The sequence below is a fragment of the Caulobacter sp. UNC279MFTsu5.1 genome (genome assembly GCF_900114015.1).
In the GTDB taxonomy this organism is placed as follows: domain Bacteria; phylum Pseudomonadota; class Alphaproteobacteria; order Caulobacterales; family Caulobacteraceae; genus Caulobacter.
Genome location: NZ_FORN01000009.1, coordinates 79,235 through 98,429 on the forward strand (window position 1 = coordinate 79,235; position 19,195 = coordinate 98,429).

Annotated in this window: 18 protein-coding genes; 13 read left to right on the plus strand and 5 right to left on the minus strand. The window is 65.3% G+C overall.

Translation table 11 applies throughout. The features are described from left to right. The first annotated feature begins 104 nt into the window (after window positions 1–104). The 6 genes from BM066_RS07500 (at window position 105) to BM066_RS07525 (ending at window position 10,589) form a co-directional block, all read left to right on the plus strand. Window positions 105–2,051, plus strand: a complete 1,947-nt coding sequence (locus BM066_RS07500) for an ATP-dependent nuclease (RefSeq protein ID WP_018062452.1) — start codon at window positions 105–107, stop codon at window positions 2,049–2,051. Beyond that, window positions 2,048–4,033 carry a UvrD-helicase domain-containing protein gene (locus BM066_RS07505; RefSeq protein ID WP_018062451.1) on the plus strand — a complete coding sequence of 662 codons (1,986 nt, stop codon included), beginning with the start codon at window positions 2,048–2,050 and terminating at the stop codon, window positions 4,031–4,033. Before BM066_RS07500 ends, BM066_RS07505 begins: the two co-directional genes overlap by 4 nt. Window positions 4,034–4,196: 163 nt before the next feature. Further along, the gene (locus tag BM066_RS07510; protein ID WP_018062450.1) at window positions 4,197–5,087 is read left to right on the plus strand and encodes a 3'-5' exonuclease; all 891 of its coding nucleotides are present in this window, start codon (window positions 4,197–4,199) and stop codon (window positions 5,085–5,087) included. 273 nt (window positions 5,088–5,360) lie between these two features. Next, window positions 5,361–7,436, plus strand: a complete 2,076-nt coding sequence (locus tag BM066_RS07515) for an ATP-dependent nuclease (protein ID WP_018062449.1) — start codon at window positions 5,361–5,363, stop codon at window positions 7,434–7,436. Window positions 7,437–7,477: 41 nt separating this feature from the next. Next, window positions 7,478–9,295: a UvrD-helicase domain-containing protein gene (locus tag BM066_RS07520; RefSeq protein WP_026176628.1), complete on the plus strand. Its 1,818-nt coding sequence runs from the start codon at window positions 7,478–7,480 to the stop codon at window positions 9,293–9,295. Window position 9,296: 1 nt separating this feature from the next. Then, window positions 9,297–10,589: a VRR-NUC domain-containing protein gene (locus BM066_RS07525; RefSeq protein WP_177218399.1), complete on the plus strand. Its 1,293-nt coding sequence runs from the start codon at window positions 9,297–9,299 to the stop codon at window positions 10,587–10,589. Between the two features lie 15 nt (window positions 10,590–10,604). Here the strand turns inward: BM066_RS07525 and BM066_RS07530 are convergent, their stop codons facing one another. From BM066_RS07530 to BM066_RS07540, 3 genes are all read right to left on the minus strand, one after another. Further along, the gene (locus BM066_RS07530; RefSeq protein WP_018062446.1) at window positions 10,605–11,963 is read right to left on the minus strand and encodes a hypothetical protein; all 1,359 of its coding nucleotides are present in this window, start codon (window positions 11,961–11,963) and stop codon (window positions 10,605–10,607) included. A gap of 130 nt (window positions 11,964–12,093) precedes the next feature. Then, window positions 12,094–12,816, minus strand: coding sequence for an exodeoxyribonuclease III (locus tag BM066_RS07535; protein WP_049801135.1), 723 nt, complete (start codon window positions 12,814–12,816; stop codon window positions 12,094–12,096). Between the two features lie 8 nt (window positions 12,817–12,824). Next, the gene (locus tag BM066_RS07540; protein WP_013078851.1) at window positions 12,825–13,016 is read right to left on the minus strand and encodes a DUF3606 domain-containing protein; all 192 of its coding nucleotides are present in this window, start codon (window positions 13,014–13,016) and stop codon (window positions 12,825–12,827) included. 112 nt (window positions 13,017–13,128) lie between these two features. On the opposite strand from BM066_RS07540, the gene BM066_RS07545 reads away from it, so the two are divergent. The 3 genes from BM066_RS07545 to BM066_RS07555 all read left to right on the plus strand — a co-directional run bounded on the left by BM066_RS07545 (window position 13,129) and on the right by BM066_RS07555 (window position 14,052). After that, window positions 13,129–13,311, plus strand: a complete 183-nt coding sequence (locus BM066_RS07545; protein WP_013078852.1) for a hypothetical protein — start codon at window positions 13,129–13,131, stop codon at window positions 13,309–13,311. Between the two features lie 17 nt (window positions 13,312–13,328). Further along, window positions 13,329–13,544, plus strand: coding sequence for a KTSC domain-containing protein (locus BM066_RS07550; RefSeq protein WP_018062445.1), 216 nt, complete (start codon window positions 13,329–13,331; stop codon window positions 13,542–13,544). Between the two features lie 115 nt (window positions 13,545–13,659). Then, the gene (locus BM066_RS07555) at window positions 13,660–14,052 is read left to right on the plus strand and encodes a hypothetical protein (protein ID WP_018062444.1); all 393 of its coding nucleotides are present in this window, start codon (window positions 13,660–13,662) and stop codon (window positions 14,050–14,052) included. A 7-nt stretch (window positions 14,053–14,059) separates the two neighbouring features. Here the strand turns inward: BM066_RS07555 and BM066_RS26935 are convergent, their stop codons facing one another. Then, entirely contained in the window at window positions 14,060–14,185 is a 126-nt protein-coding gene (locus BM066_RS26935; RefSeq protein ID WP_018062443.1) for a hypothetical protein, read from the minus strand. Between the two features lie 288 nt (window positions 14,186–14,473). Here BM066_RS26935 and BM066_RS07560 point away from each other — a divergent pair, with 288 nt between their 5' ends. Then, window positions 14,474–15,934: a carotenoid oxygenase family protein gene (locus BM066_RS07560; protein WP_018062442.1), complete on the plus strand. Its 1,461-nt coding sequence runs from the start codon at window positions 14,474–14,476 to the stop codon at window positions 15,932–15,934. A gap of 34 nt (window positions 15,935–15,968) precedes the next feature. Then, window positions 15,969–16,373: a nuclear transport factor 2 family protein gene (locus BM066_RS07565; RefSeq protein ID WP_013078855.1), complete on the plus strand. Its 405-nt coding sequence runs from the start codon at window positions 15,969–15,971 to the stop codon at window positions 16,371–16,373. On the opposite strand, the gene BM066_RS26940 is transcribed toward BM066_RS07565, so the two are convergent. Beyond that, complete coding sequence (locus BM066_RS26940; RefSeq protein ID WP_018062441.1) at window positions 16,374–16,514, minus strand: hypothetical protein; 141 nt, start codon at window positions 16,512–16,514, stop codon at window positions 16,374–16,376. On the opposite strand from BM066_RS26940, the gene BM066_RS07570 reads away from it, so the two are divergent. Further along, window positions 16,498–17,682 carry an MFS transporter gene (locus BM066_RS07570; RefSeq protein WP_255367512.1) on the plus strand — a complete coding sequence of 395 codons (1,185 nt, stop codon included), beginning with the start codon at window positions 16,498–16,500 and terminating at the stop codon, window positions 17,680–17,682. The two genes, BM066_RS26940 and BM066_RS07570, sit on opposite strands and share 17 nt — an antisense overlap. Then, complete coding sequence (locus tag BM066_RS07575; protein ID WP_013078857.1) at window positions 17,679–19,133, plus strand: GntR family transcriptional regulator; 1,455 nt, start codon at window positions 17,679–17,681, stop codon at window positions 19,131–19,133. Before BM066_RS07570 ends, BM066_RS07575 begins: the two co-directional genes overlap by 4 nt. The last annotated feature ends 62 nt before the right edge of the window (window positions 19,134–19,195 follow it).

A 19,195-nucleotide genomic window follows, 5' to 3' on the forward strand; every position in this document is an offset into this window, starting at 1 on the left:
CGTCTTGGGGACTTCTCTAAAGACGGACGTGCATGGAAAACGAGTCCGGGATAGCCTTGCTACCGGACGGCGACCCGTAGAATCGCCGCGAGACGGGGCGAGATTTGCGGCTTTCATCGCTGAGGATCGAGAACTTCCGAGCGTTCGGGGCTGGGGGCCAAGCCCTCGATCTGCCGCTCGAAGCGGGGCTGACCGCGATTGTCGGTGAAAACGACGCTGGCAAGACGGCGATAGTCGATGGGCTTCGGCTGGTCCTGGGTGTGCGGGGCCTCGAAACGCTCCGTGTCTCGGACAGTGATTTTCATCAGCCGCCTGGCGCGGCAGCGGCCGCCACGGACGCGAGAATTCGCGTTCGCTTCGACGATCTGAGCGCGGCTGACCGCTCTTCCTTCCTAGAGCACCTTACCTATGACGACGATGGACGCGCCAGTCTCAGCTTGACCTGGCGAGCGTGGCCGACGTCACGCGGCGCGCGCCGGTTCATTCAGACCGAAATCCGATCCGGCGCGGATGGGAAGGGGCCGCCGCTCGAATTCGAGGCGCGTCAGGCCCTATGCGCAACTTATCTTCGGCCTCTTCGCGACGCCGAGCAGGCGTTGTCGGCAGGGCGAGGCTCGCGGCTTTCCCAGATCCTGCAACATACGCGGGAGGTCGCCGATCATGGGGTGGGGTTTGCCGACGACGACGATCTGGAGCCGGCCAATCTCAGCGTTCTGGGGATCGGCGACTACGCCAACCATCTGCTTCGTCAGCACCAGGGCGTGCGTCAGGCGCGCGATCGCCTGAACACCGACTACCTTGAGGCGCTGTCTTTTGTTGGTGATCGGCTGCGGGGCGAGATCGATGTCGGCGGCGCAGCGGCGGAGAATGCCGTCCGCTTGCGGCAACTGCTGGAGAAATTGGAGCTCAATCTTCGAGACGAAGGGCGTCTGGAACCGCCACCGGCAAGAGGGCTGGGCTCGAACAACCTGCTGTTCATAGCCACAGAACTCCTGCTGCTACGCTACGAGGGGGAAGGGTTTCCGTTTCTTCTCATCGAGGAGCCCGAGGCGCATCTCCACCCCCAGCGACAGCTGCGGCTGATCCAGTTCCTCGCGCGTCAAAGCCGTGAGGCCCAGGCCGACGAGGTTCCGCTGCAGGTCGTGCTGACGACACACAGCCCCAACCTAGCCTCGGCCATCGATCTTAGTCGGCTGGTGTTGCTGCGCGGCGGAAAGGCCTTTCCCTTGGGCCCGCGACACACCCGCCTCGATCGCAGGGACTACGCATTTCTTCAACGCTTCCTCGACGTCACGAAGGCCAATCTCTTCTTCGCTCGCGGCGTGCTGATCGTCGAGGGCGACGCCGAGGCTATCGTCATCCCGACGATCGCGCGGCTGGTAGGCCTGGACCTGACCGAGCATGGCGTTTCGATCGTCAACGTGGGCGGGGTAGGTCTTGGGCGCTACGCCCGAATATTCCAGCGCGCCGATCCGGCCACCGGCGTGATCGGCACGCCGGTGGCCTGCATTACCGATTTCGACGTCATGCCCGATTGCGCACCCGAGCTGCGTGGGCTTCTTGATGATCAGGGTGTCGCGCCGGCGAGAAACAGGCGCCGCTGGCGCATGAAGTCGGACTTCCCAGGCGAGCAACTCTCGCAGCAGCGCGCACGGATTGTCGCGCGCGCCTCGGGCCAATCGGTCGAGACCTTCGTAGCTGACGAATGGACCCTCGAGTACGATCTGGCTTTCCATGGCTTGGCCGAAGAAGTCTATCTCGCCGCAAGCTTGGCGCTGGCGGATGGAAGGCAGGTATCCACCCGGGCCACGCTACGCGCCGCCATTGAGCTTTATCGCGCGACCTTGGCCGGGCTGCCAGCCGACGAACGGGCGACCCGTATCTACCTCTTGTTCGATCAAGGGGCGTCGAAGGCCATAGCGGCCCAATACCTGGCCGGAATCCTCGAACACAAGGTCGTTCGCGGCGCCTTTTCCAAGACTGATCTGCTGGCGCGGTTGCCGGGCTACCTCGTCTCGGCCCTTCGTCATGTCGCGCCGGCGGCGTCATGAGCTTGGCGCCGCGCAGGGCTGGCTGGGACACCATCCAGTATGGTGACGACGATTTTCGGTGGGCGGCGCAACAACTTGGCCTGCCGGACAACGCGTTCCTCGGCGAGGACGGCGCCGATGCGCGCAGAGGTGTTCTGGCGCATCTCGGGGATCTCGATGTCGCCGCCTGTCCGGGAAGCGGGAAAACCACCCTGCTTGTCGCCAAACTCGCCTTGATGCTTCGCGACTGGCAGGGGCGAGGTCAGGGCATCTGCGTCATTTCCCATACCAATGTCGCGCGACATGAGATCGAGACGAGGCTGGCACCAGCCGCTGGCGGGCATCGTCTGCTGGCCTATCCGCATTTCGTCGGCACGATCCACGGGTTCGTGAACCAGTTCCTGGCCGGACCCGCGCTTCGATCCCAAGGCATCGTACCGCGGTTCATCGACGATGCGTTCGCCAATCGGGTCAGGACGGCCAAGCTGCCTTTCAAGACAAGGTCCGGCATGGCCACAGCCGGGGTCGAGCTTGGAAAGCTCCAGGTGCTGGATGCCGATGGCGATCTTGGGGACGTCAAATGGGGCAGGGGGAACCTGCGAAAGGACGGCGAAGCCTATCAGGCGCTCCGGTCGGCGTTCGTGGATTCAATGGCGGAAGGCTATCTCCGCTACGACGAGATTTTCCTCTGGGCCGAGAGCCTGCTGGCGCGCTCGCCGAGTCTCTTGGGGGATATCCGCCGGCGTTTTCCGATCGTCTTCATCGACGAGGTTCAAGACACGACCGAGCCTCAGGCTCGGATTCTCCATCGCCTTTTCACCGCGGGGGAGGGCAGCGCGGTAAGGCAGCGGTTCGGCGACATGAACCAGGCCATCTTCGGCCATGCCGACGCCAGCGATGCCGTCGCGTCCACCGATGCTTTTCCACGTGACGGCTGCGCCTGGCCGATCGCGAATAGTCATCGGTTCTGCTCGGCCATTGCGGCGCTGGCCGATCCAGTGGCGCCGAAGCCGGCCGGATTGGTGGGGATGCGGCAGGCCTCGCCGACGCCAGGCCACGCGATCTTTCTGTTCGAACGCGCCGCGGCAGCGCAAGTCCTGCCGACGTTCGCGCGACGAATCCTCGCCCATGTCCCGGCGGGCATGCTCAAGGACGGTCGGTTCAAGGCGATCGGCCACGTCCACAAGCCTCGCGTCGATGGATCGGACCATCTTGTGGTTGGCGATTACTGCCCCGGTTACGACCATGAACGATCCGGCCTGGACCCCCGGCCCACGCGCTTTGTTCAGGCCTTGGCCACGGCGAGGTCCAAGCATGGTGACGTTCGTCAGACGGTCGATCAGATCGCCGGAGCCGTGTTGCATCTAGCGCGTCTGGCAGACCCCAACGCCAAGGTCTCACGGCGTGAGCGAAGACATCTTGAGGTCCTGGATGCGCTTGGCGACGATGATACAGCCCGGCGGATCTATCTTGGCCTTGTCGAACTGGTGGCGCGAGGTCGTCTGCCTGCCGACGAACAAGAGTGGGCCGAGAAATGGGTGCCGCGTTGGACGCGCGTGGCTGCTGCGATAGCTGGATGTGAGCCGGGGGATGTCGGTGCCTTTCTCGACTGGACCCCGTTGGGCTCCCAGCAAGATAAAACGCCTGCCTCCAATACTTTCAGCTACGCCCATGCGGCCGGAAAGCTGGAGATCGATGTCGGTTCTATCCATGCCGCCAAGGGCGAGACCCATACCGCCACGTTGGTGTTGGAGACCTTCTATCGGGGGAACAACCTCGCGCGACTGAAGCCTTGGCTTTTGGGCGCGCGACACGGAGATGAGCAGACTTCGGCGACGATCCGCGATAGTCTGAAACAACACTACGTCGCCATGACGCGGCCGAGTCATCTTCTTTGCATGGCCATGGACGCCGCGGACTTCTCGGACCAAGACGTCGACGCCATGATCGCCAGGCAATGGGCCGTGGCCCGCGTCTCGTCCACGGGGGAGGTGTGGCTTTGACGCCCGCGGGTGGGCGCACCGTCCAGGCGGGGCGACCGCAATTGACGGAGGCGCGCGTCAGGCTGACCCTGCAGGTGAGGGCCAGATGACCAATTTCGCCTTACCGGACATCGCCGTGACGCAGACGGCGCGACAGCCGCTCGCCAAGGCCGGCTAGGCGGCCATGGCCTCGCTCGACCTACCGGCGATGGCCGCCGCCCTGGAGGCAAGCGGCGAATATCGGGTGCTGCGCAAACTCGGCGCCCGCCCCAAGATCTCGCCGCCGGACGGCGAGAAGACCCGGATCGGTCTCTTCGTGGACGTCGAGACCACCGGCCTTGATCCCAAGCGCGACGAGATCATCGAACTGGCCATGATCCCGTTCCGCTACGGCCTGGATGGCGTCGTTTACGAGGTGCTGGAGCCCTTCCACGGCTACCGCCAGCCCACCGATCCGATCCCGCTGGAAATCACCGAACTGACGGGAATCGACGACGCCATGGTCGAGGGGCAGGTCATCGACGCCGACGCGGTGGCTAGTTTCGCCGCGCCCGCCGCCTTGGTCATCGCCCACAACGCCGCGTTCGACCGTCGCTTCCTCGAGCAGTTCAGTCCGGTCTTTCGCACCAAGCCCTGGGCCTGTTCGATGAGCCAGATCGACTGGAAGGCCGAGGGGCACGAGGGCGCCAAGCTGGCCTATCTGGCGACAGGGGCCGGCTTCTTCTACGACCGCCACCGGGCGACCAGCGATTGTCTGGCGGCCATCGAGTTGCTGGCCCTGCCGTTGCCCAGGAGCGGCGCGCCGGGCCTGGTGCGGCTGCTGGAAAGCGCCCGTACCGCCAGTTGGCGGATCTGGGCGGAGAACTCGCCGTTCGCCATGAAGGATAAGCTCAAGGCGCGCGGCTATCGCTGGGGCGGCGACGATGTCGTCCCGCCGCGCTGCTGGTACGTCGATGTCGCCGAGGCCGACAAGGACGCGGAGCTGTTTTTCCTGCGCCGCGAAATCTACGGCGGCGACGTTGATCTGCTCGCCCGCAAGATCGACGCTTACGACCGGTTCTCCGAGCGCTGCTGATGCGTGCGCCAACAGATGGACTGGCGCCTCGCGCGCCTGCTGTGCGCCCCTTGTTCAAACTTCATTCTCTGTGGGCGCGCTGCTGTGTGCGGGCTTGGGGCGCTGCCCCCTGGCGCACTTCGCGCCGGCTTCGACCCAGCTTCGGGGCTCGAGAACCTCAAGGATCGCGAGGGGACGGCGCACCTGTTGGCGTTGCGTGGTTAAGCTTGATCGCCTAAGGGTTGGTCTGCCCCGGAGCTATGGGCGCATCCGGAGAGCGCAAAAGGCTCGACGATGTTCATAGAAAGCCTCTACCTGCGGAATTTCCGCTGCTTCGGCGACCAGGGCGCGAAGATCGAGTTCGACGAGACCCTGACCGCGATCGTCGGGGCCAATGGCGCGGGCAAAACCGCGATCATCGGCGCGCTTCAGAAGCTGTTCGGAACCCGCGCCGAGGACCGGCGCCTGGTCCGTGAAGACGTTCATTTCGGCCGAGACGAAGAGCCCGGGGCCACTCGGGAGGTCGTTGCGCCGCCGCCTGCGGTCAGCGGCCTGCGCGACATCCTGAGCGAGGCCGGAGCAGCGAGCGCGGCTGATCCCGTCGAGCCTGATCCGACGGTGCTGGTCTCCAGCCGGCAGGTCCTGATCGAAGTGATCCTGGCCTTCCCCGAACTGGACGATCCGGTCCTCGATCGGATGGGCGCGGTGGCCGAGATCTTCCGGGCGATGTCGGCGGCCGGCCCCGGGGACGCCCTGAAGGCGCGCATCCGTCTGGAGGCGACCTGGACCTATGGCGTCGACGACGACGACATCCAGACCGAGATGTTCTGGGTGACGTCGATGGGCGACGTGCCCTTCGGCGAGCGCGATGTCGCCAAGCTGGCGTTCTCGGCCAATGATCGCCGACGCTTCCAGGTCCGCTATCTGCCGGCCACCCGAGACGGCGACGCGATACTGCGCCAGGCGCTGCGTGAGCTTCTGGTCTGGCTGGAGAAGTTCGGCGACTGGAGCGGCGGCCGCGAGCCCATGGCTAAGCAGTGGGACGGCATGCAGCAGCTGTTCGACGACATGCCGGCCATCAGCCGTGTCACGTCGGAACTCGCGGTCAACTGGGGTCTGCTGTTCGACGGGCCGCATCTGCGCGCGCCGCGGCTGACCGTCCTGGCCCGGGAGATACAGCGGGCGCTGCGCGATCTTTCCCTGACCTTGGGCCCGGGGCCTGGCGGCCGCCATCGCTCCGTCCATGAACTGAGCGAAGGCCAGGCCTCGCTCTTCTACCTTGCGCTGGTGGTCACGCTCTTCAAGCTCGACGCCGAACTGGCCAAGGCCAAGCCGGACGGCTTCCGCGAGGTCGAGGCCGTGCGGCCTTGGCTGACCGTGCTGGCGCTAGAAGAGCCAGAGAACCACCTGGCGCCGTTCTACCTGTCGCGGATGGTCGGTCTGATGACCGAGCAGGCCCGCAGCCCGGCGGTGATGGGTCTCTTGACCACCCATTCGGCCAGCGCCCTGCGCCGCGTGGCCCCCCAGCAGGTGCGCCACATCCGCCATAACGCCGCGACGCTGACCTCCAAGGTCAATCCAATCAAGCTGCCGCCCATCGCCAGCGACGCCCATAAGTTCGTCCAGGAAGCGGTCGTCAGCCACCCCGAACTCTACTTCTCGCGTCTGGTCATTCTGGGGGAAGGGCGGTCCGAAGAAATGGTCCTGCCGCGCGTGGCGCGAGCCCTTCACGCCGACCTCGAACTGGATCCGGCCTTCGTGGCGTTCGTCCCGCTGGGCGGGCGGCACGTCAATCACTTCTGGCGTCTGCTCGATGGGCTTCAAATTCCCTACGTCACGCTGCTCGACTACGACCTGGGCCGCAGCGGCGGCGGGCCGCGCCGCTTGAAGTACGCCGTCGACCAGCTTGAGGTGATTGGCGTCGAAATCCCGTTGCTGCCGCGACCGACCAAGGCCGCCGATTGGGACACCTTGGATGGCGCTTACATCGCGGCTTGGATCGAATGGCTCAGGACACGGGATGTGTTCTATTCCCGCGACGTCGATCTCGACATGATGATGCTCCAGGCTTTCCCGGCCGCCTATGGCGCCGTCGCCGGCGTCGCCGCCCCGATCTCGACCGACGGCTATGAGGAGTCGGTTTTTGGCAAAGGGAAGGGGTTGGAGATGTTCGATGCGCTGACTGCACCGACCGCCTTGCACCTGGCCCAGTACGACGCGCTCTTCAAGAAGGGCAGCAAGCCCGTCGCCCACGTTGAGGCCTTGGCCGAGCTGGAGGTCGAAGCGATCAAGGCCCGCTGTCCCGAGCCCCTCAAGGCCCTGTTCGATCGCTGCCGAGCCCTGCTGGGTCTCGACGTGGGGGACCTCTGATGCGCTTGGCACCCGAACATTGGGCCCCGCCGAGCCATGTCGTGCTCGACGTGCCGACGCGGGAGGCTGTCCAGAGCGCTACCAATGCGGTCATCGTCGCAGGGCCCGGCGCGGGCAAGACCGAACTTTTGGCGCAGCGCGCGTCCTATCTGCTTCAGACCGACACATGCCCGGCGCCGCGTCGAATCCTGGCCATCAGTTTCAAGCGTGACGCGGCGAGAAATCTACGCGAGCGGGTGGCCGTCCGCGTGGGCGAAGAGCTCTCCAGGCGGCTGGAAAGCTACACCTTCGACGCCTTCGCCAAGAGCATCCTCGACCGGTTTGGCTCGGCGTTGCCCGAGTGGTGCCGCGTCCCGCGCGATTACAGCATTGGCTTCTTCAAGCCCAGAGAGTGGCGCGATTTCGCCGACCGCTCGGGTTACGGCGTCAACGGCCGCCAGCTGGAGCAGGGGCACGCGACGCTGACGGCCTCGCCGGGCCCTTTGCCCCGGACATTTGACGAGGATCTGCTCACGAACAAACCGGGCTTGGCATGGTGGGCTGAGTTAGGCGCTAGAAAGCCGGTTCAGCTGACCTTCGGCATGATCAGCACTTTGGCCATGACGATCTTGGCCCACAACCCACAGATCGCCGCGGCGCTGCGGGCGACCTATTCCCACATCTTTCTCGACGAGTTCCAGGATACCACCCACCTCCAGTATGCTCTGCTGAAGGTCGCCTTTCAGAGATCGCCAGCGATCATCACCGCAGTCGGCGACAGCAAGCAGCGGATCATGACCTTCGCCGGTGCCCGCGCCTCGGTGTTCACGGACTTCCGCGACGACTTCCGAGCGGATCTGATCCCGCTCACCTCGAATTTTCGGTCCAATCCTCGGATTGTCGAGATCGTCAACACCATGGCCCGGTCCATCGAGCCGGACGCCATCCCGGTCGTCGCCGGCCGGATCGTTGACGATCTTCCCCAGCCGACGGACGGCTACATTCTGTTCCCGGGCATTGAAGCCGAAGCCGCCGGGCTGGCGGGCTTGATCGCACGGGAAATTCGGGAGAAGGGCGCCAAAGCTCAGGACTACCTGCTTCTCGTCCGTCAGAACGCCGGCGACATCGAGACCGATCTGACGGACGCCTTTACGCGCCAAGGCCTGGTGTTGCGCAACGAAGCGCGCAACGTCGATGGCGTCGCCATTCAGGATCTGATGACCGAGCCCCTGGCCGACCTGGTGATCGGCATTATCCAGATGGCGATCGACGACCGGACCGACGCACCGTTCCATCGCGTTCGCAACATGGTTGGCCCGGTGCTGGGGAACCAGGACGACCGGCCCGCCTCCGAGGCGCGTGTGGAGAAGCTGATCGGCGAGGCTGTCGCGGTAGCCCGCAAGGCTGCAGCCTCCGCGACCAGCGAGATCGACGCCCATTTCCTGATGGACGATATTCTCAAGACCGTTGGGGACAGGCTGCTACCGCAGTTGTCGCCCGACTACGAAAATCCCGAGTGGTTGGAGACGGTCAAGGCCGCTACCGCGGCCTTCCTTCAGGAATGCCTGAACAGCGCCGCGACGTGGACGGCGGCCGTCGCCCAGTTCCAGGGGCGCGACCAGGTCCGCCTGATGACTGTGCACAAGAGCAAGGGGCTCGAGGCCGACACCGTCTTCTTCCTGCATCTGCAGAACGACGGCTTCTTCAGCTCGCCCGACCTTAAAGAGGAGGCGCTCCTCTTCTTCGTGGCCGTCTCGCGCGCCCGCGAGCGGCTGTTTGTCACCTCGACCAACTCGGCGCGCGGCAATGTCGCTGCGCTGTGGGACATGGTTGAGGCGGCCGGGATGCAGGACATCGGCGCGGCCTTGGGTGTGGCTTGAGATGGCGCTTCCGAAACGTCCCGCCGGCGACCACGCGCAAATCATCAAGACCAGCAATTGCAACCATGCTGACGCCGTCTGCATCAACCCCTACGAGCTGATCCGAAAGTACGCCTGCGGCTCATGTGACGCGCTGATGATGTGCGCCTGCGACGAGGCGTTTGGCAGGCGGTTTCTGGCGCATCAACTTCGAGAGGGAACGGTCCTGGAGTCGCAGCAGCGGATTCCCGTGACCCTGGGGTTCCAACCTGCGATTTGCCCCGAATGCAGAGGCCTTCCAGCCCAGCCGGCGCCTAGGGCGCCGTCTATGGGCGCGACGTCGAAGATCAAGCGCTACTACTGGCGCGAGCTGTTCTTCGAGGAGATGCGGCGCTTCGACGACTGGGAAGTCGCGCATCCCGATGCGGACGAAGACGCAAAAGTCCTGGCCCAGGCGGAGATCGCGGCGGCCGTGCTCGCCGAGATCAAGGCCCTGCATGAGGCCTCACCCAAGTACGTCTACACCGAGGTCTCCGACCAGGAGGTGCTAACCCGCTACAAGGTCGAGATCGAGAACCTCACCGCAGAATACGCGCCGAAGGGGCGCAAGGGTGCGATCATTCAGGTCGGCGACGAAGTGATCTCGCCCGAAGCTTTCGCGATAGAGCACTATCGCGCGCAGGGCCTGGAAGCGATCCCGCTAGAGAGCGTGCCGTTCATGTCGCTTTTCGCGGTGATGATGGCGCTGGTCATCTGCGATACGCTCGATGATCAGGTCCGTTTCTGCGGCTTTGGCAATCGCGACGACTATGAGGCCGGACGACCGTGCCGGCAGATATGGGCCAGCCTCCCGGAGGACTTCGGAAAGCCAACCTACGCCGACCGCCGCGCCGCCAAACTCAAGCGTTTCTTCGCTGAGCTGCCAGACGATCGCTTCACGCTCTTATGGACCTACGACTACTTCCGGGGCGTCAGCTACGAGCTGCGGCAATATCTTTGGGTCCATAAGGACGTGGATTTCGACCGTGGGCGGATGCTGATCGAGCGGCTGTCGCCCGCCGCGATCGTCAAGATCCTGCAATACCTCATCGGTGACTACTGGGGCCGCCACTTGGGGTGGCCTGACCTTCTGGTGCTTGGAGGCGAGGACGGGGCATTCTTCCTTGCGGAGGTCAAGTCCTCCAAGGACTCCCTCAGCGAAGAGCAAAAGCGCTGGATCGCCGACAACGATGAGCACCTGGGCTTCCCGTTTCGGATCGTGAAGATCCATCGGAGCAATCCCGATCGCAAAGCCAGCGCGTCCACGCGCACCTAGCTTGGCGGTGACGTGTCAGGACCACCCGTAGGTGCGGTTCTTCTGCCATAGCACCGTTTCCAGTTCGTTGGCCAAGGCATGGGCGCAAGCCAAAGTGAGGGCGTATTCGTGGAACATCCGGACGTTCTCAAGAACCGGATAGATCTTGGTCTCGCCGTTTAGAAGCTCGTGGACGATCGCGATGTCGGAGACATCGTTGGCTCGGTCCTGACCAATCTCCTGGGTAACCGCCAACACGTAGCGCGGCGGCAAAAGGGTCTTGGTGGTGCGCTCGCGGGCACCGGCCAGGAGCACGCGCAGGCGCGTATCGAATAGCCCGTTGGCATAGTTCAGCAGGGCGCCGAAGGTGGCCGGCTGGCGCTCTGTCGCCAACCAGATCTTGAAGGGTGCGGCAGTAACCGCAACCGGAATAAAGGGGGCCATGGGTGTCCCATGTTCGACACCCTTGGCCTTCTGCCGCAGCCAATCCTCATAGGTTTCGCCAAGCCCCGGATCACCGCTCAGCACATTTCGCAGACGGGTCCATTCGGCCAGCGAAAGGCCAGGGTGCGTGAGCGCGACAGGCGGGCAGTGTTTCAAGCCCGAGCTGTCCTTGCGCGGTCGTCCGTTGACGAAGAAGTCCGACTTGCGACCCATCGGTGGCGCGGGCTTCACGTAGGTCACCCCGTCGACGTCGAACTGCATGTCCACGACGGGGCCCTTGATCGCGTCCGGGCCATGCCCGCTCTGCATCAGCGCCGTCATCGCGCTGTTGGCCAGCCCGTGCCAAGCTTGTCGAAGCGCCTCGAATTCCGGGGGCTCTGGGGCACCGCGAACCGAAACGTAGTCGATCGGCCAAGTGAAAAAGCTGTCGAAGGTGTCGCTGTAGAAGTAGCAGCCCGCGACGATGACGCCGTCGATGTCGCTGCTGTCATTGCGGGCGCGTCGCTCGGCAAGCTCCAGCAGCGCGTCGTGGTCGAGCGCGGTGTAGCCGTTGTTGAGAAGCAGGACGACCGACAGCTTGGTATCTGGAAATTCGGTGCGCGACTGCTCCAACTGGCCTTTTGCCGACTTGATCGCGTTCTTGACCGGACCCTCGACAATCCGGTCGTAGGTGCGCTGGTCGTCTTCGGACAGGCGCTTTCGGTCAACGACGACGACGGGGCGCTCTGGATCGCGCCCCCGGAAAAGCGTGGCGAGTTTTTGCTGACGGGCTGGCTTGTCGAAGCCGTCCTCGTCCAGCGCCTTCAGCTCGATGACCAGATCGCCTAGGACAAAATCGGCGCCGCGCAGATCGCGGCGGTCGTGGTCGGGATGAGCCCGCCGCCCACCAGCTTCCAGAACGACGGTGTCGAGGTCGCTCTCGGCGATCGGGCGGATACGGAAGTGGTCCATAAGGTCAAGATAGCATCAGCTTCACCTTGAGCCAGGGGAGCGTGCGCAGCATGATCGCATGCGATGCGCTTCGTAGCCGATGGCCCCGACCTTCCCCATGACCTGCTCGTCGCCCGCGACGAGGGACAGGTCATTTTCTTCTGCGGGGCCGGCGTCTCGCGTGCCCGCGCGGGTCTGGCCGACTTTTTCGGGCTGGCCAATGCCGTGGTCGAGCGACTGGGCGTCGTGGCCGAAAGCCCAGCCCGACAGCTGTTGGCGCAGGCCACGGCGCGGCGGTCGGATGGATGGCGCGCAGGGCGTCGGTCCAGCCCTGGGCCAGCAGACGCTGGAAGGCCGCGCGGCTTTCAGGGCGCAGCAGGGCGTCGCCGCTATAGGAATGGTTGGGATAGATGTCGGCCTCGGTCGGCACGACATTGTCGTCGCCGGCCAGGACGACGGGGGCTCCGGTATTCAGAAGGCTCTGGGTGTGGGCCAGGAGCGCCTCGAACCAGGCCAGTTTGTAGTCGAACTTGGGGCCGGGCGCTGGATTGCCGTTGGGTAGGTAAAGGCAGCCGATCAGCACGCCGTCTACCGCCGCCTCGATGTAGCGCGATTGGCTCCTGTCGGGCTCGCCGGGCAGGGCGCTGCGCGTCAGGACCGGGCCGCGCGCCAGGATCGCCACCCCGTTCCAGGCGCGTTGGCCCTTCCACACCGCGCCATAGCCCATCTGTCCCAGGGCTTCGGCTGGAAAGCGGCCCTGCTGCGCCTTGAGCTCCTGCAGGCAGACGACGTCGGGCTGGGTGTCATCGAGCCATTCGATCAGTGGGTCAAAGCGGCTGAGCACATTGTTGATGTTCAGGGTGGCGATGCGCAAGGGCGGACCTAGTCGGCCGCGCCGCGCGCCGATTTCAGCCGCAACGCCACGGCCTTACTGTCAGGTCCCACGGCGATGACCGCGTTACGCACCGCGTCGGTGTCAAAGCCCAAGCGCTCGGCCCATCGCGCGAGGGCGGCCTCGTCCTCCACATCGATTGGCCCAACCTGGCCTGGCTCGTCATAAGGCTGGCGGGTCATGGCGTCCTCCGGACAGCACAAGCGCCATCTCACCGACCGCGTTCCATGGGCCGATGCGTGGAACAGATTGGGCAGCCTGCGGATTCGCCTTTTCGAAGGAGGACTTACAGCCATGTCCAAACGCGAACTGATCGAGCCCAATCCTGGCGACAAACGCTATATCCGGCGCGACGACCAAGGCCGCATCACGGAGTCCGTCGACGTCGGCAAGTCGCTGGCCGCCGACCAGCGCCAGCACGCCAAGTACGACGCCGGCCGCGGCCAAGGCGACCGCGGCGACCGCCCAAAGCACTAGGCGCCGATGCCCTCGCGGTGATCAAGGCCTTCGCCTACGATGCGGCGAACCAAGTCCTGACCATCACCTTCGTGAGCGGGCGCGCCTATGCCTATAGCGCCGTGCCCGCCGACGTCGCCGAGGGGCTGCGCCTGGCCTTGGCCAAGGGTGAGTATTTCAACAAGGCTATTCGCGATCGCTTTGACGCCGAGGCCGTCGCAGGAACCCCTGGCCAGCCGCGATCGCTGTTCTAAGGTCCGCCTCTGGGGAGATTGGTGGATGGAAAGCCGGCCCGTGTTGCTCGCCCTCTAGCGCCCGCGGGCCGGCCGACCCCTGGCGCGCACGGGCGCCAGCCCCCACATCCTTGTCATGCCCAAACGCCATGCGGTCCTGACCGCGGACGCTTCGCACGCCGAGGCCGAACCGCTTCTGCGCGACGACGCGGTCCTCATCGATTTTGATGATGTCGCCCAGAGGCGCGAGCGCCTGGAGGCCTATGCCGAGGCGTCGCGGCCGGTCATCGTCTACGGCTTCGTGTTCCCCGCAGGGGCCAGGATCGAGGGGCTGGGCGCGGGCGCTGGTCCGCGCGACGCCCACGCCCAGCTAGAGCTGATTGTGGGCCTCACGGGTGGGAGCATCGCAAAAAGTCATGGCGGTTTGGCCGCCCGCATCCCGAGGATCTCGGCGGCCAGGTTCGAAAGCCTCGCCCGACCTCTGATCGAAGCCTTTCTGGTGTCGCTGGACCTGGGCCAAGCGGGGTGATCGGGTCTTAGCCGATCGGCTCGATGACGTGCTCGCGCAACTGGGCGCGGCTCAAATCGGGCCAGGCCCAATCGGTCAGGGCCGGCGCCTGGGGCGCGCCTTGCGGGCACCGCGCCAGAGGCGTGCGAGGCAAGCGCCGGTCGGCAGCCTCGCGGTTATTTTCAAGTTCTAATAGCGGCCGAACCGAGAGGCCCGGGCCAACTCGTAGAAGTTAGGATGATCCCGCGGCGCGGCCTTGGAAGCTCGCGATGGGCGGGAAATGCGCCGGGCGGCCTTCGATTCACGACGCGGCTCACAGATCGACCCCTCGGCCCTTATCCTCCGTCTGGTTTAACCCCTGCGCTGACCTAAGCCTGCGACGTGTCCTGCGGCTTGAGCCGTGTCACGGAGTTGGAGCATGACGAGGCCGTTTCCCGCAGTAATGACCCAGGGCATCGACGAACCCAGCCGGTTCGAAGGCGAGGTGTACGACCTCGAAGTGACTGACGGCGCGATTCCAGCGGAGATTGACGGGCTCCTCGTGCAGGCCGTGCCCGACCAGGCCTTTCCGCCTGAGGTCGACCACCTCTATCTGATGACCGTGGCTGCTGGCGGCGACGGCGCGGTCCGCGCCTTCCGGTTCAAGGATGGCCATGCCGATTTTCGCACGCGCTATGTCCGCACCGAACGTTTCGTCCTCGAGCGCCAGGCGCGCCGCTCCCTGTTCGGCAACTACCGCGACCCGTTCTCCGACGACCCCTCGGTGGCCGGCAAGAGCCGCACGACCGCCAACACCGCGCTCTTCTTCCATGCCGATCGGCTGTTCGCCTGCAAGGAGGATGGCCTGGCCTACGAGGTTGATCCAGGTACCCTCGAAACCCGAGGCGCTTGGACCGCGGAGGGTGGGATCACCAGCAAGACCTTCACCGCTCACCCGAAGACCGATCGTGAGCGGGGCAAACTGATTGGTTTCGGCTACGCCGCCAAGGGCGAGACCACGCGCGATATCGCCTACTATGTGATCGACGACGCCGGCAAGGTGGAGCACGAGGCCTGGCTGGAGGCGCCCGTCGGCGCCATGATCCATGACTGCGCCGCCACCGAGAACTACACGATCCTGCCGTTGATGCCGATCACCAGCGATTTGGAGCGTCTGCGCTCGGGCGGGCCGCACTTCATCTACGATCCCGACATGCCGCAGATTTTCGGAATTCTGCCGCGCTACGGCGACGCCGACACCGTTCGCTGGTTTCGTGGTCCGCCCGGCTTCACCGGCCACACGGTCAACGCCTTTGAAGACGAGGACGGCAAGATCGTCTTCGATGTCCTGGAAGCCGACGGCAATGGCTTTGCGCCGGTCATCACCGATCGGGCCGGTCAGGCGCCGCCCCCGGGAAGCGTATCGAGCGCCCTGGTGCGCTGGCGGATCGACTATAACGACGCGTCCCTGACGCTGAGCGACCGGACGGTCCTGGCCACGGTGAACGGCGAGGGGCCCCATATCGACCCCAGGCGCGAGCTGCGCTCGCATCGTCACGTGTTCGTCCCGACCCTGGACCGCAGCAAGCTCGCCACCGACCAGAACGGTCGCCCGCAGCCGGTGATGTTCAACCAGCTCAGCCATTTCGATCTAGAAACCGGCGCGCGCGATGACTGGTACCCGGGTCCGGCCGCCACCTTTCAGGATCCGGTGTTTTTCCCCCGGTCGCAGGACGCGCCCGAGGGCGACGGCTTCTTGATTGCGCTGCTCAACCATCCCCTGGAAGGCCGCAGCGAACTGGTCGTGCTGGAGAGCTTGAGGCTGTCGGCCGGTCCGGTCGCCAGGATCAAGCTGCCCATGCGAATGCGGCTGGGAATTCATTCCACCTGGATCGACGGAACACAGGTTCCGGCCTGGTCCTGATGGCAAAAGAACAAGGTAGGAGGAGGAAACTCAGATGATAGAAGCCGTTAAAGCCAAGCCCGTGACCCTGAACAGGGACGAGGCCTGCGCGCTGGTCCTCAAGGTGATGGAGTTGCTCATCGATCCGGCCACGGCCGAGCAGGCCAGGCCGTACCTGACCGAAAGCTACATCCAGCACAATCCGGCCATCGCCTCCGGGGCGGACGCCATCATCGCCTTCACGCGCTCGCCCGAAGCCGAGCGCGCGCGAAATGAGATGCGCCCTGCGGCCGATCCGCCGCAGTTCGTGGTCGAGGGCGATCGCATCGTGATGATCCTGCCGCGCGATGTGCCCGATCCAGCCGATCCCTCCAAGACCTACCGGACCCACTGGTTCGACATGTGGCGCATCGAAGACGGCAAGCTGGCCGAGCACTGGGATGGCGCCCTAAAGCCCTGATCAGGTTCGGGGTCGCTTGAGAACGACGGCAAAAAGCGCCGCAAATGAGGAAACGGAGAGGAAGATGATCGATTGGCGGCGATGGAGCGCGATGGCGGCGAGCGCCATATGCATGGCCGTCGGCATGTCGGCCGTGTTCATGAGCTCGTTCCCCGTTTTCCTCGAACCGGTTTCGCGAGACCTGGCCTGGGGGCGCGCGGTCCTGCCCCAGATCATCACCGTCATCTCCCTGTCCGCGGCGGTCCTGATGCCGCTGTGCGGAAGGCTCGTTGATCGGATCGGCGTGCGCATTCCGGTCGCCTTGGGCCTTATCCTGGTCGCGTCGGGCATGGGCCTGCTGTCGTTGATCCGCTCCAATGGCGCGGTGTTCTGGGTCGCCGCCCTGCTGCTCGGCGCGGGGGCCGCCCTTTCGGGGCCGCCGGCCTTTGTGGGCGTGGTGTCGTCCTGGTTCGACAAGAACAGGGCGCTGGCCTTGGGCTGCGTCCTGTCGATCGCGCCGATGTGCTCCCAGGCCGTCGTAGCCCCGCTCGCCCAGCATCTGATCGCCACGGTCGGCTGGCGAACGAGCTATCAGATGCTGGCGCTTGTCGTGTCCGTAGTCGGCGCGGCGACCGCGCTCCTCTTTTTGCGGCGCAATTCCGCCGGCGGTTCGGAGATGCCGGGGCCTCAACCGGTCGACGTGACAGCCGGCCAGGCCCTTAGGACTCGCACCTTCTGGCAACTGGCGATCGCCAGCGCCTTGGCCAGCGGCGCCTTGATCGGGTTCAGCGTTCATGTCGTCAGCTGGCTGACGGGCCGCAGCGTCGCGCCCGCGCAGGCGGCCTTGGTCCTGTCGGCGCTCTTCCTGTCGGGTGTCGCCGGCACCTTCCTGTCGAGCTATGTCGCCGATCGCTCGCGCAGCATTCGACCGATCCAAATCTTTTACGCTCTGCCGCTGGCGGGGCTCGGGCTGATGGCGGCGTCCAACGCCTTGCCGACCATGGTCCTGGGGGCTGCGCTGGTCGGGCTTGGCATGAGCGCCGTCACCGGCCTCGCGCCTTTCTTGGTCACCCGGTATTTCGGTCTTGGCGCGTCGGCCGAAATCTTCGGGATCGTGATGGCCATGTCGATGGCCTCGATCGGCCTGGCGCCGCTGCTGATCGGCCTTGGGTTCGACCGCACGGGCGGTTACGTCTTGCCCCTTGCGCTCACGGCCTTGGCCGTAGCGATCGCGACCATCGCCATAGGCCTGCTGCCGCGGGCCAACGCTCCGGCCCGCCCCGCCCACGATGATCACGGCCTGTCGATCGTCGCGGAACGCGTGTCATGAAGACGACGGCGCCCACCCCTTGCGCAGGCGCGTCCGACGAAGCGGGCCAGACCTTGGCGGAGCTCGTGCGAAGCGTCACCGGCGGCCAGCTGCGCAGCAAGCGGCCTTTCTTGATCGCAGACGATCTGGAGACCCAGTTCCTGCGCGCCGGCTGGCCCGCGGGCCAGTCCTTCGGCGGCGAGGCCGCCCTCGCCGAGCGATACGATGTGGGCCGCGATGTTCTGCGAGAGGTCGTGCGCGTGCTGGAAGGTCGACGGCACGCCCGCATGCGGCGTGGGCCCCAAGGTGGTCTCGAAGTCATCCGCCCCGACCTGGAAGACCTTTGCGGCCGCCTCAACGGCTATGCCTATGTCTCCGAACTCGATCGTGTCAGCGTCCTTGAAACCTGGACGATCCTGATGGCGGTCGCGGTGCGGCTGCTGTTCTCGTCAGCGCAAACGCCCGTTGCGGCCAGGGACCGGCTGGTCGCGCTCTTCGCGCGGCCGGACCTTAGTCTGCGCGGGCTGGGAACCGACCTGATCGCCGCGAGCGCCAGTCCTCTGCTGGCCGAGCTGGGCGCCTGCGTCGCCAGCCTGCTACCGCGCTCGGCGAACACTGCGCTCGAGGCGGAATGGTGCGGGGCGCCCTGGCGACGCATCGCTTTCGGCCTCGATGCCGCGGCCTGGCTTGATTGGATCCACCAGGTCCAACTGCCCTGGACCCAAGCCCAGGTGGGCGAGGCGTCGGACGAGCGTCATGTCGATCCGCCCAGCGCGCCTCCAGACCAAAGTTTCAAAGCTCAGGCGATGCAGGTGGTTCACAGCCTGATGTCGACCACGCCGCCCCACGTCTGGAACCGTGGCCACCTGATCGGCAACGAATTCGACCTGGCCGATCGGTTCGGCGTCGACAAAAGCATCATTCGCCAGGCCATCCGCCTGATGGAGGACGCCGAAACCGCCGTGGCGCTGCCGGGAAGGGGCAGGGGCCTTGTGACCCGCTTGCCCAGCACCGCGCCGCTCAGCCGGCTCTTCTGCGCCTATTTCGTGGCCCACGGCCTGGATGAAGCAGACGGCGAGCGGGTCTTTGGCGCCCTGCGCATTGAATGCGCCGGTCTGGCCGCCGATCGCGCCGATCTCGATGACCGGATCGCGCTCTTGCAACTGCGCGAAGACCTGGGCGACTTGCAGGGGCCTTTGCCGGTGGCGGTGCTCCAAAGCTTCGAGCGTTTCCAGCAGCATGCCGCGCACAACATTCTCCTTGGCCTCTGCATCGACAGCGTCAAGGCGTTCATGACCTGGCGCATGGATCGCCAGCTTGTCGCGCCTGAAGCCGTGACCCGCCTTTACCGCATGCACACTCAGCGGGTGGTTCGGGCGATCTGCGCTCAGGACAGGGCTGGCGCGATGGTCGCCGAGCAAGCCAAGCTCGAAGGCCTGGCGCGAGCGCGCAAGGCGAGCCTCGGCTCCTAGAAACACAACGCGAGAACGCAGGGGCGACAATGACGTCGGACGTCGCGGCTTGGCCAGGATCG

Coding starts and splice junctions, on each gene's coding strand:
- BM066_RS07575 (WP_013078857.1), top strand. CDS start 17,679: ATGAAGACGACGGCGCCCACCCCTTGCGCAGGCGCGTCCGACGAAGCG.
- BM066_RS07555 (WP_018062444.1), top strand. CDS start 13,660: ATGCCCAAACGCCATGCGGTCCTGACCGCGGACGCTTCGCACGCCGAG.
- BM066_RS07545 (WP_013078852.1), top strand. CDS start 13,129: ATGTCCAAACGCGAACTGATCGAGCCCAATCCTGGCGACAAACGCTAT.
- BM066_RS07510 (WP_018062450.1), top strand. CDS start 4,197: ATGGCCTCGCTCGACCTACCGGCGATGGCCGCCGCCCTGGAGGCAAGC.
- BM066_RS07540 (WP_013078851.1), bottom strand. CDS start 13,016: ATGACCCGCCAGCCTTATGACGAGCCAGGCCAGGTTGGGCCAATCGAT.
- BM066_RS07515 (WP_018062449.1), top strand. CDS start 5,361: ATGTTCATAGAAAGCCTCTACCTGCGGAATTTCCGCTGCTTCGGCGAC.
- BM066_RS07530 (WP_018062446.1), bottom strand. CDS start 11,963: ATGGACCACTTCCGTATCCGCCCGATCGCCGAGAGCGACCTCGACACC.
- BM066_RS07525 (WP_177218399.1), top strand. CDS start 9,297: ATGGCGCTTCCGAAACGTCCCGCCGGCGACCACGCGCAAATCATCAAG.
- BM066_RS07505 (WP_018062451.1), top strand. CDS start 2,048: ATGAGCTTGGCGCCGCGCAGGGCTGGCTGGGACACCATCCAGTATGGT.
- BM066_RS07570 (WP_255367512.1), top strand. CDS start 16,498: ATGTCGGCCGTGTTCATGAGCTCGTTCCCCGTTTTCCTCGAACCGGTT.
- BM066_RS07565 (WP_013078855.1), top strand. CDS start 15,969: ATGATAGAAGCCGTTAAAGCCAAGCCCGTGACCCTGAACAGGGACGAG.
- BM066_RS26940 (WP_018062441.1), bottom strand. CDS start 16,514: ATGAACACGGCCGACATGCCGACGGCCATGCATATGGCGCTCGCCGCC.
- BM066_RS07560 (WP_018062442.1), top strand. CDS start 14,474: ATGACCCAGGGCATCGACGAACCCAGCCGGTTCGAAGGCGAGGTGTAC.